Source organism: Peterkaempfera griseoplana (assembly GCF_001418575.1).
Lineage (GTDB): Bacteria > Actinomycetota > Actinomycetes > Streptomycetales > Streptomycetaceae > Peterkaempfera > Peterkaempfera griseoplana.
Genome location: NZ_LIQR01000198.1, coordinates 1 through 15064 on the forward strand (window position 1 = coordinate 1; position 15064 = coordinate 15064).

Sequence of the window (15064 nt, forward strand, 5' to 3'; positions counted from 1 at the left end):
CGGCCGTAGGGGGCCTCCGGCGCAGTTGCGCCCGGGTGCCGGGTCGGTGCGGGCCGCTCAGCCCGCGGCGGTGACCAGGCCGGTGCTTGCGGCCGGCTCGTCCGCGGCGACGGCCGCCGCCGGGAGCTGCGGGCGGACCCGCAGTGCCAGCGGGACGCGCAGGGCCGCCACCCACACCAGCGAGGCGCCCAGCAGGTGCAGGCCGACCAGGAGTTCGGGCGAGCCGTTGAAGAACTGCACAAAGCCGATCAGCCCCTGCGCCAGCAGGACCACCAGCAGGTCACGGGCGCGGGCCCGGGCCGGGGCGGGCGCCTGCACCGCGCGCAGAGCGAAGATCAGCGCCAGGGTGAGACCGACCGTGACGAAGGCGAAGTCGGCGTGGAACTGGGTCACCCGGTCGTAGTCCAGCGGGATCCGCGGCACATCGCTGGAGTCCCCGGAGTGCTTGCCCGCCCCGGTCACCACGGTGCCGGCGGCCATCAGACAGCCCGTCAGCGCCACCAGGACGTACGACAGCTGCACCAGGGGACGCGCCACCAGGGTCTGCGGCGGGCCGTCGCCCTCCCTGGACCGCTCCCAGGTGACCAGCGCCACCCAGATCAGCGCCATGGACGCCAGCAGGTGCACCGCCACCGAGTAGGGGTTCAGCCCGGTGAGCACCGTGATGCCGCCGATCACGGCGTTGCTCATCACGATCCAGAACTGCGCCCAGCCCAGCCGGGTGAGGCTGCGCCGCCACGGGGTGCGGCTGCGGGCGGCGATGATCGCCGCGCCGACCGCCGCGCACAGCACATAGGTGAGCATGCGGTTGGTGAACTCGATGACGCCGTGGATCCCCATGGCGGCGGTCGGGGTCAGGGTGTCGGCGGTGCACTTCGGCCAGGTCGGGCAGCCCAGCCCGGAGGCGGTGAGCCGCACGGCGGCGCCGGTCACCACGACGACCACGCTCATCACCAGTGCGGCGAGACAGGCCACACGCACGGCCCTCGCCGAAGGCTGCAGCCGCCCGGCGAGATAGGACAAGGGGGTACTCACCCCCACATCCTAGGTCGCCGCGCACGCCTCCCCGCGCCGGGGTCCGGGAGCGCCGCCGGACGCCCGGAGCACCGGGCGGCCCACCCCGGGCGGGGACCGTATGTCGCGTACCTGTAAAGTCCGCCGGGAATCCCCGGGTGTTCCGCTCACCCGGCGGTGACGACGGTGGAGGGAGCAGGGCAATGGCACGTCAGGGGTGGGTTCGCGGAGGTATCACCGCCGCAGCCACGGCAACGGCACTTCTCGGGAGCGGTGTGCTGGCGGGCTCCGCCTCCGCGCACGTCCCGGCGTGGACCATCGACTGCTCGTCGGTCCACATCAACCTGGTGAAGTACAACGCGGACGTGCACAACACCGTCACGGTGAAGGTCGCCGGCACCACGGTGCTCGGCCCCTCCACCTTCGGTGAGAGCTTCCAGCAGGACCTCAAGCTGCAGGACCACGGCACGCCCCTGGACGTCGAGCTGATCGTCGAGTCAGGGGACGGCAACGGCGCCCTGGACGAGCACAAGACCGCCGAGGTCTGCCCGGGCCACGAGACGTCGGCACCGCCGGCCACCAGCGCCGCGCCGTCCAGCCCGGCGGCCTCCAGCCCGGCCCCGTCCAGCGCCGCGCCGTCCACTCCGGCGGCCTCCGGCGCCGCACCCTCCAGCCCGGCGGCCTCCGGCGCAGCGCCGTCCAGCAGCGCCCCGGTGGCGGCGGTCTCGGCCTCCGCGTCGCCGAGCTCCGGCCCCGGGCTGGCCGAGACCGGCGCCTCCAGCAGCACCCCGGTGATCGCCGGCGCGGCCGTGGCCGTGGTGGCTCTCGGCGGTGGCCTGCTGGTGCTGTCGCGCCGCCGCCGCGGTGCCCGCAGCTGACCGCAGGCCTCCGCACGGCAGACGGCGGGCCCCGGAACCGCACCGGTTCCGGGGCCTGCCGCCGTCGTGTCAGCGGGCTACTCCCAGCGGAAGAAGCGGGCCGCCGCCGCCAGCCCCAGCACCGCCCAGACCGCGAGCACGCCCAGATCGCCGAGCGGCAGCGAGGATCCGTGCTGCAGGACGGAGCGCAGCCCGTCCGAGAGGGCGCTGATGGGCAGCAGTTCCAGCGCGGAGCGCACCGCGGCGGGGAACTTCTCCAGCGGAACCACCACACCGCCCGCCAGCAGCAGCAGGACGAAGACCAGATTGGCCGCGGCCAGCGTCGCCTCCGCCCGCAGGGTGCCCGCCATCAGCAGCCCGAGGCCGGAGAAGGCCGCGGTGCCCAGCACCAGCAGCGCAGCCACCGAGAACGGGTCGCCGTGCGGCGACCAGCCCAGCGCCAGGGCGATCACCGACAGCAGCGCCACCTGGAGCACCTCGGTCACCAGCACACAGCCGGTCTTGGCGGTGAGCAGCGCCCAGCGCGGCAGCGGGGAGGCGCCGAGCCGCTTGAGCACCCCGTAGCGGCGCTCGAAGCCGGTGGCGATGGCCTGCCCGGTGAAGGCGGTCGACAGCACGGCCAGCGCCAGCAGGCCCGGGGCGAGGAAGTCCACCCGCTTGCCCGGACCAGAGGTGTCCACCACGTCCACGGCGCTGAACAGCACCAGCAGCACGGTGGGGATGACCACGGTCAGCAGCAGCTGCTCGCCGTTGCGCAGCAGCATCCTGGTCTCAAGACCGGTCTGCGCCAGCAGCATCCGGCCGAGCGGGGCGGCTCCGGGCGCGGGGGAGTAGCGGCCCTGCGAGGTGGTGGTCATGAACGCAGTTCCCGTCCGGTCAGTTCGAGGAAGACGTCTTCGAGGCTCCGCCGCTCCACGGTGAGCCGGTCCGGCAGAACGCCCACCTGGGCGCACCAGGCGGCGACGGTGGCCAGCAGCTGGGGGTCCAGGGGTCCGCGGATCCGGTAGCTGCCGGGGGTCAGCTCGGCTGCGGCGGTGCCGTCCGGCAGCGCCTTGAGCAGCGCGCCCAGGTCGAGTCCGGGCCGGCCGTCGAAGCGCAGCGCCTCCTGGGTGTCCTCGGCGCCGTCGCCGCTGCGGACCAGCTCGGCGGGGCTGCCCTGGGCGATGACCCGGCCGCCGTCGACGATCGCCACCTGGTCGGCCAGCTGCTCGGCCTCCTCCATGGCGTGGGTGGTGAGCACCACGGTGACGCCGTCGGCGCGCAGGTCGCGCACCAGGTCCCAGGTGGCGCGGCGGGCCTGGGGGTCCAGGCCGGCGGTGGGCTCGTCCAGGAAGACCAGCTCGGGCCGTCCCACGACGGCCATGGCCAGCGCCAGCCGCTGCTGCTGGCCCCCGGAGAGCCGGCGGTAGGCGGTGCGGCCGCAGGAGCCGAGGCCCAGCCGCTCGACCAGGGTGTCCACATCCAGGGGCCGGGCGTGGAGCTTTGCGGTGTGCTGGAGCATCTCCACGGCGCGCGCACCTGCGTACACGCCCCCGGACTGCAGCATCACACCGACTCTCGGACGCAGCCGGGCGGCGTCGGCGACCGGGTCAAGGCCCAGGACGCGCACCGTGCCGGCGTCGGGGCGCCGATAGCCCTCACAGGTCTCGATGGTGGTGGTCTTGCCTGCGCCGTTGGGGCCGAGCACCGCGGTCACCGCGGCGCGGCCGACGCTGAGGTCCAGCCCGTCCACCGCGGTCTTCCGGCCGTACCGCTTCACCAGGCCGACCACCTCGACCGCGGGTTCTGCTTCCATGCGGTCGAGTCTATGGACTGCGCCGCCGTGATCTTCCGGGGGGCACCGGCGGCGGCCATGCCCCCGGCAGCCGCGGCGGCCCCCGGCGGTGCCGGGTGTCGCGCCCGGGCGCCGGGAGCACGGCGGCCCGTCCCCCGCGCGGGCCCTCCGTCATCCTGACGGCCGGCCGCCGTGCCGTCTTGTACGAATGCGAACACCGTCCGGCCCCGGCGCGTCCACGGGCAGCACCGCGGTGGTGACCCGGTCGTCCAGCCGGTCGGTGGGCGGCGCGGCCGGCCCGGCGGCGGCCCGGTGGCCGAAGAAGCGCCCGGGGGTGCTGCCGGTCATCGCCCGGAAGGTGCGCACCAGGTGCGCCTGGTCGTGGAAGCCGCACAGCGCGGCGATTCCGGCGCCGCCGAGGCCGGGGTCGGCGTCGAAGGCGCGCAGGACCCGCCGCAGCCGGACGACCTGGGCCACCTGCTTGGGAGGCAGACCGACCTGGGCGCGGAAGCGGGCCTCCAGCCGCCGGGGGCTCCAGCCGGTCTCCTCGCTCAGCAGCCGTACGGGTGCGGTGCCGCGGCTGCGGTGCAGCAGCTCCCAGGCGCGGGTGACCTCCGGCGCCCAGACCGGCCCGGCGGACAGCCTGGTCAGCAGCAGCCGGTCCAGCAGGGCGAACCGGGCCGGCCAGTCGGGGGCGTCCGCCAGCCGGGCCGGCAGGTCTCGTCCGGCGGGGCCCATGACCTCGGCCAGCCCCGCCCACTCATTGCCCAGGTCGCCGAGGACCGGCCCCAGCACCCGCCAGGCGGCGGCCGGGGTGAGGGCCACGGTCACTCCGTGCGTCCGGCCGGTGTGCTCCCCGATGGTGGCCGTCCGGCGCAGCCCGCAGACCAGTGACCCGAAGCGCTCCGAACGTTCCGGGCGCACCGCGTCGGTCAGCCGCAGCGGCTGGTCGAAGCCCACCGCCAGCGTCACCAGTCCGGTCGGCACCTCCAGCCGGCGCCGTGGCACCGCCAGCTCCAGCCGGTGGCCGCGGTAGTCCAGCACCATGCCGCGCAGCCGTGGGTCGGGCCGGCCGCGGACCAGCTCCCAGCTGCCGACGCCGTCCGCCGAGCCCTGCTGCGTCCGCACTCGCGGCTCCCTGGAGTCGTCCTCGCCCCGCCTGCCCATGCTCCCACCGGATCGCCGGCCCGTGGGCGGCCCGGAGCGCTGCCCCGCAGGTCAGGTAAGGCACGCCTGAGTGATCGAGGACACCGGGCGGCCGGAGGGACCCCGCTTGTCGCATCGGAATGAATTACGCAACAATGGCGTTGTGAAAAACATGCGCGAGCACCCGGACGAGCAGACGGTCGAGCCGACCGCCGCCGTTCCGCTGCCCGCGCCCGGGGACGGCACCGCGATCCAGGGCGGCCACCAGGCCACCCGCGACCGGGTGGCGCGCTCCATTCTGGACCACGGCCCCTCCACCGCCGCCGATCTGGCCGAACGGCTGGGGCTGACCTCCGCGGCGGTCCGCCGCCATCTGGACGCACTGGCCGCCGCCGGTCTGGTCGAGTCCCGCGAGCAGCGGGTCTACGGCCACCGGGGCCGCGGCCGTCCCGCCAAGGTGTTCGCCCTCACCGAGTGCGGCCGGGACGTCTTCTACCAGGCGTACGACCAGCTGGCAGCAGACGCCCTGCGCTGGATCGCCGAGTCCGCCGGCGGAGGAGAGGCCGGCGCCGAGGCGGTCGCGGCCTTCGCCCGCGCCCGGCTGGAGCGCGACGCCGAGCGTTACGGCGCCGCCGTGGCGGGGGCCGGCGCCCTGGACCGCACCGAGGCGCTTGCGCGCGCCCTGAGCGCGGACGGGTACGCTGCCACGGTGCGGCGAGTGCCGTCCGCCGTCAAGGCGCTCGCGGGCGAGCAGCTCTGCCAGCACCACTGCCCGGTGGCGCACATCGCCGAGCAGTTTCCGCAGCTGTGCGAGGCGGAGACCGAGGTCTTCTCGCGACTGCTGGGCACCCATGTGCAGCGGCTGGCCACCATCGCCCACGGCGACGGAGTCTGCACCACCCATGTGCCGCCCGGCGACACCGCCAGGGCCGACACCGCAGGACCATCCACCACGACGTCACCGACCACGAAGACTGCCTCCGGGAGGAACCCCGTATGACCACGACCGCTCACCCGGAGCTCGAGGGTCTGGGCAACTACGAGTACGGCTGGGCCGACCCCGACGCCGCCGGCGCCGCCGCCAAGCGCGGCCTGAGCGAAGAGGTCGTCCGCGACATCTCCGCGAAGAAGTCGGAGCCGGAGTGGATGCTCAAGCTGCGGCTCAAGGGCCTGCGGCTGTTCGACCGGAAGCCGATGCCGACCTGGGGCTCCGACCTCTCCGGGATCGACTTCGACAACATCAAGTACTTCGTCCGCTCCACCGAGAAGCAGGCCGCCTCCTGGGACGAGCTGCCCGAGGACATCAAGAACACCTACGACAAGCTGGGCATCCCGGAGGCCGAGAAGCAGCGCCTGGTCGCCGGTGTGGCCGCCCAGTACGAGTCCGAGGTGGTCTACCACCAGATCCGTGAGGACCTGGAGCAGCAGGGCGTCATCTTCCTGGACACCGACACCGCGCTCAAGGAGCACCCGGAGCTCTTCCAGGAGTACTTCGGCACCGTGATCCCGGCCGGCGACAACAAGTTCGCCGCGCTGAACACCGCGGTCTGGTCCGGCGGCTCCTTCATCTACGTGCCGAAGGGCGTGCACGTGGAGATCCCGCTGCAGGCCTACTTCCGGATCAACACCGAGAACATGGGCCAGTTCGAGCGGACCCTGATCATCGTCGACGAGGACGCCTACGTCCACTACGTCGAGGGCTGCACCGCGCCGATCTACAAGTCGGACTCGCTGCACTCCGCGGTCGTCGAGATCATCGTCAAGAAGGGCGCCCGCTGCCGTTACACGACCATCCAGAACTGGTCGAACAACGTCTACAACCTGGTGACCAAGCGCGCCGTCGCCTACGAGGGCGCCACCATGGAGTGGGTCGACGGCAACATCGGCTCCAAGGTCACCATGAAGTACCCCGCCGTCTACCTGATGGGCGAGCACGCCAAGGGCGAGACCCTGTCCATCGCCTTCGCCGGCGAGGGGCAGCACCAGGACGCCGGCGCCAAGATGGTCCACATGGCTCCCCGCACCTCCTCGTCCATCGTCTCCAAGTCGGTGGCGCGCGGCGGCGGCCGCACCTCCTACCGCGGTCTGATCGAGATCGGCGAGGGCGCCGAGGGCTCCAAGTCCAACGTGCTGTGCGACGCCCTGCTGGTGGACACCATCTCCCGCTCGGACACCTACCCCTATGTCGACGTCCGCGAGGACGACGTCTCCATGGGCCACGAGGCGACCGTCTCCAAGGTCAGCGAGGACCAGCTCTTCTACCTGATGAGCCGCGGCATGTCGGAGAACGAGGCCATGGCGATGATCGTGCGCGGCTTCGTGGAGCCGATCGCGCGTGAGCTGCCGATGGAGTACGCGCTGGAGCTCAACCGGCTGATCGAGCTGCAGATGGAAGGCGCGGTCGGCTGACGCCGGACCCCAGCGAAGACCCACCGGACCACCAGGAAGCGAGAGCAGCCGCAGCCATGGCTGATGTTCAGAACACCACCGGCTCGACGACCGCCGGTTCCATCGAGGTCGGCACGGCCGGCGCCGGCGCCCAGCTGGCCGGTCCCGGCACCGGCCGCAGCGCGGTCGCAAGCCAGCCGGTCGACGCCCGGGTGGAGGCCGTCGCGTCCTACGACGTGGCGGACTTCCCGGTGCCCACCGGCCGCGAGGAGAACTGGCGGTTCACCCCGCTGCACCGGCTGCGCGGGCTGCACGACGGCACCGCGGAGGCCGACGGCGGCGTCCGGGTGGAGGTCTCCGCTCCCGCCGGGGTCACCCAGGAGACCGTGGACCGCAGCGACGCCAGGGTCGGCAGGGCCGGCAAGCCGGTCGACCGGATCGCCGCCCAGGCGTTCTCCGCCTTCGAGAAGGCCTCCGTGGTCTCCGTGCCCAAGGAGACCGTCCTCAGCGAGCCGATCCGGATCTCGGTGCACGGCGAGGGCGGCACCGCCTACGGCCACCAGGTGATCGAGCTCGGCGCCTTCGCCGAGGCCGTGGTGGTCATCGAGCACACCGGCGACGCCGTGCTCGGCGCCAACGTGGAGTACCTGGTCGGCGACGGCGCCAAGCTCACCGTGGTCTCCGTGCAGGACTGGGACGCCACCGCCGTGCACGCCGCCCAGCACACCGCGCTGGTCGGCCGGGACGCCTCCTTCAAGTCGGTGGTGGTCACCTTCGGCGGCGACCTGGTCCGCCTCCACCCCCGGGTGGTCTACGGCGCCCCCGGCGGCGAGGCCGAGCTCTACGGCCTGTACTTCGCCGACGCCGGCCAGCACCTGGAGCACCGTCTCTTCATCGACCACGACACCCCGCACTGCCGCTCCAACGTCGCCTACAAGGGCGCGCTGCAGGGCGAGGAGTCGCACGCGGTCTGGATCGGCGACGTGCTGATCCGCGCCGAGGCCGAGGGCACCGACACCTATGAGCTGAACCGCAACCTGGTGCTCACCGACGGCGCCCGGGTCGACTCGGTCCCCAACCTGGAGATCGAGACCGGCGAGATCGTCGGCGCCGGACACGCCTCTGCCACCGGCCGCTTCGACGACGAGCAGCTCTTCTACCTGCAGGCCCGCGGCATCCCCGCCGACGAGGCCCGCCGGCTGGTGGTCCGCGGCTTCTTCGCCGAGCTGGTCCAGCAGATCGGCCTGCCCGACGTGCAGGAGAAGCTGCTGGAGAAGATCGACGCGGAGTTGGAGGCCACCCTCGCATGACCTCCGCACCCCAGGACTTCGTCCGGGTCTGTGCTCTCACCGACCTCGACGAGGACAGTCCCAAGCGCGTCGAGATCGACGGCGTCCCGGTGGCCGTCGTGCGCACCGAGGGCGAGGTGTTCGCGATCAACGACATCTGCTCGCACGCCAACGTCTCCCTCTCCGAGGGCGAGGTCGAGGACTGCCGGATCGAGTGCTGGCTGCACGGCTCCAGCTTCGACCTGCGCACCGGCAAGCCGTCCGGACTGCCGGCCACCAAGCCTGTTCCCGTGTACCCCGTAAAGACCGAAGGGGACGAGGTCTTCGTCTCCGTCACCCAGGAGTCCTGAAGCCCCATGGCCACGCTTGAAATCCGCGACCTGCACGTCTCCGTCGAGGCCGAGAAGGGCCCCCGGGAGATCCTCCGCGGTGTCGACCTCACCGTGAAGCAGGGCGAGACCCACGCCATCATGGGCCCCAACGGCTCCGGCAAGTCCACCCTGGCGTACTCCCTCGCCGGTCACCCCAAGTACACCGTCACCGGCGGTACCGTGACGCTGGACGGTGAGGACGTCCTCGCCATGTCGGTGGACGAGCGCGCCCGCGCGGGCGTCTTCCTCGCCATGCAGTACCCGGTCGAGGTCCCCGGCGTCTCCGTCTCCAACTTCCTGCGCACCGCCGCCACCGCCATCCGCGGCGAGGCCCCCAAGCTGCGCACCTGGGTGAAGGAGGTCAAGGAGGCCATGGCCGCGCTCCAGATGGACCCCGCCTTCGCCGAGCGCAACGTCAACGAGGGCTTCTCCGGCGGCGAGAAGAAGCGCCACGAGATCCTCCAGCTGGAGCTGCTCAAGCCGCGGATCGCCATCCTGGACGAGACCGACTCCGGCCTGGACGTCGACGCGCTGCGGATCGTCTCCGAGGGCATCAACCGGGTCCGCGAGGGCGGCGAGGTCGGCACCCTGCTGGTCACCCACTACACGCGCATCCTGCGCTACATCAAGCCCGACTACGTGCATGTCTTCGCGAACGGCCGCATCGTCGAGTCCGGCGGCGCCGAGCTCGCGGACAAGCTGGAGGACGAGGGCTACGAGGCATATGTGAAGGGGGGCGCTTCCGAGTGACGATCCATCCCGGCTCGGCGCACCGTGAGCTGACCGGTCTGCTGGACACCGACGCCATCCGCAAGGACTTCCCCGTCCTGCAGCGCCTGCTGCACGACGGGCAGCCCTTGGTGTACCTGGACAACGCGGCGACCTCGCAGAAGCCGCAGCAGGTGCTCGACGCGCTGAACACGTACTACGAGCAGCACAACGCCAACGTCCACCGCGGCGTCCATGTCCTGGCCGAGGAGGCCACGGCGCTGTACGAGGGCGCCCGCGACAAGGTCGCGGCGTTCATCAACGCGCCCAGCCGGGACGAGGTGATCTTCACCAAGAACGCCTCGGAGTCCCTCAACCTGGTCGCCAACATGCTCGGCTGGGCCGACGAGCCCTACCGGGTGGACAGCGACGCCGAGGTCGTCATCACGGAGATGGAGCACCACTCCAACATCGTCCCGTGGCAGCTGCTGTCGCAGCGCACCGGAGCGAAGCTGAAGTGGTTCGGCCTCACCGACGACGGCCGCCTCGACCTGTCGAACATCGAGCAGCTGATCACCGAGAAGACCAAGGTCGTCTCCTTCGTCCTGGTCTCCAACATCCTCGGCACGGTCAACCCGGTGGAGGCCATCGTCCGCCGTGCCCAGGACGTCGGCGCGCTGGTGGTCATCGACGCCTCGCAGGCCGCCCCGCACATGGTGGTGGACGTGCAGGCGCTCGGCGCCGACTTCGTCGCCTTCACCGGCCACAAGATGCTCGGCCCGACCGGCATCGGCGTGCTGTGGGGCCGCCACGAGCTGCTGGAGGACCTGCCGCCCTTCCTCGGCGGCGGCGAGATGATCGAGACCGTCTCGATGTCCTCCTCCACCTATGCGCCCGCGCCGCACAAGTTCGAGGCCGGCACCCCGCCGATCGCCCAGGCGATCGGCCTCGGTGCCGCCATCGACTACCTGAACGGCATCGGCATGGACGCCGTCGCCGCGCATGAGCACGCCATCACCCGCTACGCCGTGGAGCGGCTGCTGGAGGTGCCCGACCTGCGGATCATCGGCCCCCGTACGGCCGACGACCGCGGTGCCGCCATCTCCTTCACCCTGGGCGACATCCACCCCCACGACGTGGGCCAGGTGCTGGACGAGCAGGGCATCGCGGTCCGGGTCGGCCACCACTGCGCCCGGCCGGTCTGCCTGCGGTACGGAATTCCTGCGACCACGCGGGCGTCGTTCTACCTGTACTCGACGCCGGCCGAGGTCGACGCCCTCATCGACGGGCTGCACCATGTGCGCAGCTTCTTCGGTGCGGGCTGACGGGTAGGAGGACCCGCAGACGTGAAGCTCGATTCCATGTACCAGGAGATCATCCTGGACCACTACCGCAACCCCCACGGCAAGGGGCTGCGGGAGGGCGACGCAGAGGTCCACCACGTCAATCCGACGTGCGGCGACGAGATCACCCTGCGGGTGAAGCTCGACGGCGCGGTGGTCACCGATGTGTCCTACGAGTCGCAGGGCTGCTCCATCAGTCAGGCGAGCGCCTCCGTGCTCAACGACTTGGTGGTCGGCAAGAGCGTCGGCGACGCCCAGAAGGTCCAGGAGGCCTTCCTGGAGCTGATGCAGAGCAAGGGCCAGTCGGAGGGCGACGAGGAGGTGCTGGAGGACGCCGTGGCGTTCTCCGGTGTCTCCAAGTACCCCGCCCGCGTCAAGTGCGCCCTGCTGAGCTGGATGGCCTGGAAGGACGCCACAGCCCAGGCCCTGGCCCAGCGCCCCGAGTGAGTCCCGAGGAGGACGCAAGCATGAGCGAGACCGAGAGCGCCGCCCCGGTGGCGGCCGCCCCGGCGGGCGGGACCGAGGAGACCACCTCCACCGGCATCGTCGGCACCACCGCCGGCACCGTCTCGGTGGAGGACCTGACCGAGGCCCTGATGGACGTGGTCGACCCCGAGCTGGGCATCGACGTGGTCAACCTGGGCCTGATCTACGGCCTCCACATCGACGAGTCCGATGTGGCCACCGTGGACATGACCCTGACGTCGGCGGCCTGCCCGCTCACCGACGTCATCGAGGACCAGGCGCGCAGCGCCACCGACGGCCTCGTCCAGGACCTGCGGATCAACTGGGTCTGGATGCCGCCGTGGGGTCCCGACAAGATCACCGACGACGGCCGGGAGCAGCTCCGCGCGCTCGGCTTCAACGTCTGACGGCACCGCCGACGCAACACCGCTGCCCCGCGGCCCGCAAGGGCCTGCGGGGCAGCGGCGCGTCGGGGGAGGGGTCTGCCGCCGCTGGGCGGGCCTGGCTGCTGACCGGTCCTCAGGAGCATGATGGCGGGGTGACTTCACCGCAGGGACGGCGGCGCAGGGCGCGGGAGGAAGCCGTCCTGTTGCAGGGGCAGCTGACGGCCTTCGGCGAGCTGCTGGCCGCGCATCCGTTCGCCGTGGACCGCCCCGGCACCACGCATCTGATGGCCGTGGACTACGCCCGCGCCCTCGACGCCTATGAGACGGCCGCGCGGGAGGCCGTCCGCGACCCGGCGCTCGCCAGACGGGAACTGGATGAGGGGCTTGCCGCGCTGAACCGGCTCAACGCCCGTCTGGTCGGAGCCCTGCCGGTCGAAGGGGCGATGGTCGAAGGGGCGATGGTCGAAGGGGCGGTGACGGAGCAGCCGCGGGACCGGGCGGTTGAGATGCCGACGACAGCGAGGACGCCGACGACACCCAGGACGCCGAAGCCCGGTGCACCGGTCGGTCGCCAAGGCGGCGCCGGGGGAGGCGCGGAGCGGCGGCCCGGCGAGGCGGTGGCGGACAGGGTTCCCCCGGCCCGGCGGGGCTCCGGAGCCGCACGGGAGGCCGGCCCGGCCGCGTCCGGGCGCCCCGCAGCGGCGGACGTGCGGACCAGGCCCCGGCTGAGAGAGCGCTACACCCCGGCACAGCTGCTGCTGCGGGCGGTTCTCACGGCGCTGACCGTCTACTGCGGGGCGGTGGGCGTCGTGGTCGGTTGGCTGGTGGCGCTGCTGTGCTTCTTCGGTGCGAGCCTGGGGGCGGGGGTGGCCGGCTGCGGGTACGCCTTCTGCCTGCTGCCGATCGCCCAGACCCGGGGCGCCGTCAAGGGCGGACGGGTCGAGGCCGTGTACGGCGGCACCAGGGAGTCCTTTGTCCGGGGCAGGCGGTGGGAGCAGCACTATGTCCATGTGGGCGCGGACGGCCGGGAGCTGACCTATCGGCGCGGGGTGCCGAGCGCGTCCCTCGTCGCGCTGCCCACCCGCCGGCTGTGGCTGGTGGAGGGGGACGCTCCCCAACTGATCACCTCCCTGGACCTCTTCCTCACTCCGCTGGCGCTGGTCCTCGGCGTCCCCTTCCTCCTCGGCGGGGCCGCGCTCACCCTGTTCGCCGTTCCCGGTGTGCTGGTCACGGCGCTGACCGGGTACCGCTGGTGACGACCGCGGCAGGGCCGGACGCCACGGCGAGACGGGGGTGACCTACCGTCAGGAACCCTGCGGGGAGACCAGGCCGGACTCGTAGGCGAAGACCACGAGTTGGGCCCGGTCGCGGGCCCGGAGCTTGGTCATGGCCCGGTTGATGTGGGTCTTCGCGGTCAGCGGGCTGATCACCATACGGGCGGCGATCTGGTCGTTGGACAGACCCCGCGCGACCAGGACGACAGCCTCGCGTTCGCGGCCGGTCAGCTCCTCCGGCCCCCGGCCGGGGACCACGGGGAGCGGCTGGGTGACGTACCGGTTGATCAGCCTGCGGGTGATCGAGGGCGCGAGCAGGGCGTCGCCGCGCGCGGCGACGCGTACGGCGTGCAGGAAGTCCTCCGGCACGACGTCCTTGACCAGGGATCCGGCGGCGCCGGCGCGCAGGGCCTCCAGGACGTACTCGTCCAGGCCGTAGTTGGTCAGGACGACGACGTGCACCGCGTCCAGGGCCGGATCCGCGGCGATGCTCCGGGTCGCCGCGATGCCGTCGACGACCGGCATCCGGATGTCGATGAGCACGACGTCCGGCAGGTGCTCCCTGGCGAGTTCCAGGCCTTCGCGGCCGTCGGCGGCCTCGGCCACCACCTCGATGTCGTCCTCGAGGTCGAGCAGGGCGCGGAATCCGCGGCGGATCAGGGGCTGGTCGTCGACCAGCAGGACACGGATCACAGCGTCCGGTCCACGGGGAGTTCGGCCTGGACGGTGAAGCCGCCCCCGTCGCGTGGTTCGGCCCGCAGCCTGCCGCCGAGGGCGGTGACGCGTTCGCGCATGCCGAGCAGCCCGAGGCCGGGCAGCGGGGCGGCGGCCGGCGTCGCCCTGCCGTCGTCGTCGACGCGTACGGCGAGGGAGTCCGGAAGGCAGTCGATGCGGACCACCGCGCTGGTGGCGCCGGCGTGCCGGGCGACGTTGGTGAGCGCCTCCTGCACGATGCGGTAGACGGTACGGTCCACCGCGGCCGGTATGCCGTGCCGCCGCCCGTCGATGGTCAGCGCGGCGTCCAGGCCCAGCGTCCGCGACCGCTCCACCAGCTCCGGAACGTCGTCGAGCCCGCGCGGCGGGGACGTGTCGTCGTCCCGCAACGCCTCCAGCGTGGCACGCAGTTCCCGGCCGGCCTCACGGCCGGCCTCCTGGATCGCCAGCATCGCCTCCGGCACCTGCTCGCCGAGCCTGCGGGCGACATGGACCGCGACATCGGCCTGCACCGTGATGACCGAGATCTGATGAGTGAGCGAGTCGTGCAGTTCCCGCGCGATGCGCAGCCGCTCCTCGTCGGCGCGCCGCCGCGCGGTCTCCTCCCGGGTCCGCTCGGCCTCCTCCGCCCGGCGCTCGGCCTGCCGCACCGCCTCACCCGCGGCGAAGGCGGCGATCAGCCAGGCGATCTCGAGTACGCCGCCGCCCCGCCCGAACGCCCGGCGCACCGGCTCGTCCTGGAGGACCAGCGCCGTGAGCTGGAGCACGACCAGCGTGGCGAGGGAGACCGCCACGGTGGTGGCGCGGTGCCCGGCCCGCACCGCGCCGTACACCGCGACCAGATAGGAGACGGCGAGCACGTCGAACCCGGCGGTCTGACATCCCACCGCGCACAGCCCGGTGACGACCAGGACCACCCGCGGAGCCCGGCGGACGGCTGCCAGCGCCAGCCCGCCGCCCGCCAGCAGAGCAACGCCGAGCAGGTCGCCGGCCCCCGTGGAGCTCCCACCGGACAGTCCGGTGCCCACCAGCAGCGCCGCCACGCCGACAGCGACCGCCCAGTCCCGCACCCCGGCCGGGACACCCAGTTGTCCTCTGCCCATAGGCGCACCCTAGCCAGACGGCACTGGGGGCGAGTCCCGCTCAGGGACGAGCGGCCGACTACCGCGTCCGCGGTATCCGCGCGTCCTCTGCCGCGCCCGCAGCAGGCGCATGGCCCACCGGCGGCAGCGCGAACTGTCCACGTCCGCAGGACGACTGACGGAGGATCCGGCGGACATGCTGGGCCGACATCGCATCGCAGTGAAGCGACAA

General features: G+C 72.6%; 16 protein-coding genes. 10 read left to right on the plus strand and 6 right to left on the minus strand.

Translation table 11 applies throughout. The features are described 5' to 3' along the window. Window positions 1-57: 57 nt before the first annotated feature. The gene (locus AOK09_RS15900) at window positions 58-1035 is read right to left on the minus strand and encodes a COX15/CtaA family protein (RefSeq protein WP_245687313.1); all 978 of its coding nucleotides are present in this window, start codon (window positions 1033-1035) and stop codon (window positions 58-60) included. Between the two features lie 182 nt (window positions 1036-1217). Between AOK09_RS15900 and AOK09_RS15905 the strand changes: the two genes are divergently transcribed. Beyond that, window positions 1218-1892, plus strand: a complete 675-nt coding sequence (locus AOK09_RS15905; RefSeq protein WP_063795969.1) for an LAETG motif-containing sortase-dependent surface protein — start codon at window positions 1218-1220, stop codon at window positions 1890-1892. Window positions 1893-1969: 77 nt separating this feature from the next. Here AOK09_RS15905 and AOK09_RS15910 read toward each other — a convergent pair whose 3' ends face one another. From AOK09_RS15910 to AOK09_RS15920, 3 genes are all read right to left on the minus strand, one after another. Then, window positions 1970-2749, minus strand: coding sequence for an ABC transporter permease (locus tag AOK09_RS15910; RefSeq protein ID WP_055587856.1), 780 nt, complete (start codon window positions 2747-2749; stop codon window positions 1970-1972). Next, a complete protein-coding gene (locus tag AOK09_RS15915) occupies window positions 2746-3687 on the minus strand; it encodes an ABC transporter ATP-binding protein (protein ID WP_055587857.1) in 942 nt (313 codons plus the stop codon). The genes AOK09_RS15910 and AOK09_RS15915 overlap by 4 nt, the downstream gene beginning before the upstream one ends. A gap of 150 nt (window positions 3688-3837) precedes the next feature. Further along, window positions 3838-4794, minus strand: a complete 957-nt coding sequence (locus AOK09_RS15920) for a helix-turn-helix domain-containing protein (protein ID WP_055587858.1) — start codon at window positions 4792-4794, stop codon at window positions 3838-3840. Window positions 4795-4984: 190 nt separating this feature from the next. Here AOK09_RS15920 and AOK09_RS15925 point away from each other — a divergent pair, with 190 nt between their 5' ends. From AOK09_RS15925 to AOK09_RS42150, 9 genes are all read left to right on the plus strand, one after another. Then, window positions 4985-5812, plus strand: coding sequence for a helix-turn-helix transcriptional regulator (locus AOK09_RS15925; protein ID WP_055587859.1), 828 nt, complete (start codon window positions 4985-4987; stop codon window positions 5810-5812). After that, on the plus strand, window positions 5809-7221 hold the full coding sequence (sufB, locus tag AOK09_RS15930) for a Fe-S cluster assembly protein SufB (RefSeq protein WP_055587860.1): 1413 nt from the start codon (window positions 5809-5811) through the stop codon (window positions 7219-7221). The genes AOK09_RS15925 and sufB overlap by 4 nt, the downstream gene beginning before the upstream one ends. Before the next feature lie 56 nt (window positions 7222-7277). Further along, entirely contained in the window at window positions 7278-8510 is a 1233-nt protein-coding gene (gene sufD, locus AOK09_RS15935) for a Fe-S cluster assembly protein SufD (RefSeq protein WP_055587861.1), read from the plus strand. After that, window positions 8507-8839 (plus strand): bifunctional 3-phenylpropionate/cinnamic acid dioxygenase ferredoxin subunit, encoded by a 333-nt coding sequence (locus AOK09_RS15940; RefSeq protein WP_055587862.1) that lies wholly within the window; start codon window positions 8507-8509, stop codon window positions 8837-8839. The genes sufD and AOK09_RS15940 overlap by 4 nt, the downstream gene beginning before the upstream one ends. A gap of 6 nt (window positions 8840-8845) precedes the next feature. Further along, window positions 8846-9610 (plus strand): Fe-S cluster assembly ATPase SufC, encoded by a 765-nt coding sequence (gene sufC, locus AOK09_RS15945; protein WP_055587863.1) that lies wholly within the window; start codon window positions 8846-8848, stop codon window positions 9608-9610. Window positions 9611-9612: 2 nt separating this feature from the next. Continuing rightward, entirely contained in the window at window positions 9613-10893 is a 1281-nt protein-coding gene (locus AOK09_RS15950) for a cysteine desulfurase (RefSeq protein ID WP_055587885.1), read from the plus strand. Between the two features lie 21 nt (window positions 10894-10914). After that, a complete protein-coding gene (gene sufU, locus AOK09_RS15955; RefSeq protein WP_055587864.1) occupies window positions 10915-11358 on the plus strand; it encodes a Fe-S cluster assembly sulfur transfer protein SufU in 444 nt (147 codons plus the stop codon). Window positions 11359-11378: 20 nt separating this feature from the next. Then, window positions 11379-11783 carry a metal-sulfur cluster assembly factor gene (locus tag AOK09_RS15960; RefSeq protein WP_079063102.1) on the plus strand — a complete coding sequence of 135 codons (405 nt, stop codon included), beginning with the start codon at window positions 11379-11381 and terminating at the stop codon, window positions 11781-11783. Between the two features lie 131 nt (window positions 11784-11914). Next, window positions 11915-13018 carry a hypothetical protein gene (locus tag AOK09_RS42150; protein ID WP_245687314.1) on the plus strand — a complete coding sequence of 368 codons (1104 nt, stop codon included), beginning with the start codon at window positions 11915-11917 and terminating at the stop codon, window positions 13016-13018. Window positions 13019-13066: 48 nt separating this feature from the next. Here AOK09_RS42150 and AOK09_RS15970 read toward each other — a convergent pair whose 3' ends face one another. Both AOK09_RS15970 and AOK09_RS15975 read right to left on the minus strand, forming a co-directional pair. Then, entirely contained in the window at window positions 13067-13729 is a 663-nt protein-coding gene (locus AOK09_RS15970) for a response regulator (protein ID WP_055587865.1), read from the minus strand. Beyond that, entirely contained in the window at window positions 13726-14853 is a 1128-nt protein-coding gene (locus tag AOK09_RS15975) for a sensor histidine kinase (RefSeq protein WP_055587866.1), read from the minus strand. Before AOK09_RS15975 ends, AOK09_RS15970 begins: the two co-directional genes overlap by 4 nt. Between the last annotated feature and the right edge of the window lie 211 nt (window positions 14854-15064).

What these genes read in the sequence shown, in the direction of transcription:
- AOK09_RS15905 (WP_063795969.1), top strand. Translation starts at nt 1,218, where the DNA reads ATGGCACGTCAGGGGTGGGTTCGCGGAGGTATCACCGCCGCAGCCACG.
- AOK09_RS15910 (WP_055587856.1), bottom strand. Translation starts at nt 2,749, where the DNA reads ATGACCACCACCTCGCAGGGCCGCTACTCCCCCGCGCCCGGAGCCGCC.
- AOK09_RS15915 (WP_055587857.1), bottom strand. Translation starts at nt 3,687, where the DNA reads ATGGAAGCAGAACCCGCGGTCGAGGTGGTCGGCCTGGTGAAGCGGTAC.
- sufC (WP_055587863.1), top strand. Translation starts at nt 8,846, where the DNA reads ATGGCCACGCTTGAAATCCGCGACCTGCACGTCTCCGTCGAGGCCGAG.
- AOK09_RS15975 (WP_055587866.1), bottom strand. Translation starts at nt 14,853, where the DNA reads ATGGGCAGAGGACAACTGGGTGTCCCGGCCGGGGTGCGGGACTGGGCG.
- AOK09_RS15960 (WP_079063102.1), top strand. Translation starts at nt 11,379, where the DNA reads ATGAGCGAGACCGAGAGCGCCGCCCCGGTGGCGGCCGCCCCGGCGGGC.
- sufB (WP_055587860.1), top strand. Translation starts at nt 5,809, where the DNA reads ATGACCACGACCGCTCACCCGGAGCTCGAGGGTCTGGGCAACTACGAG.
- AOK09_RS15940 (WP_055587862.1), top strand. Translation starts at nt 8,507, where the DNA reads ATGACCTCCGCACCCCAGGACTTCGTCCGGGTCTGTGCTCTCACCGAC.
- sufD (WP_055587861.1), top strand. Translation starts at nt 7,278, where the DNA reads ATGGCTGATGTTCAGAACACCACCGGCTCGACGACCGCCGGTTCCATC.
- AOK09_RS15925 (WP_055587859.1), top strand. Translation starts at nt 4,985, where the DNA reads ATGCGCGAGCACCCGGACGAGCAGACGGTCGAGCCGACCGCCGCCGTT.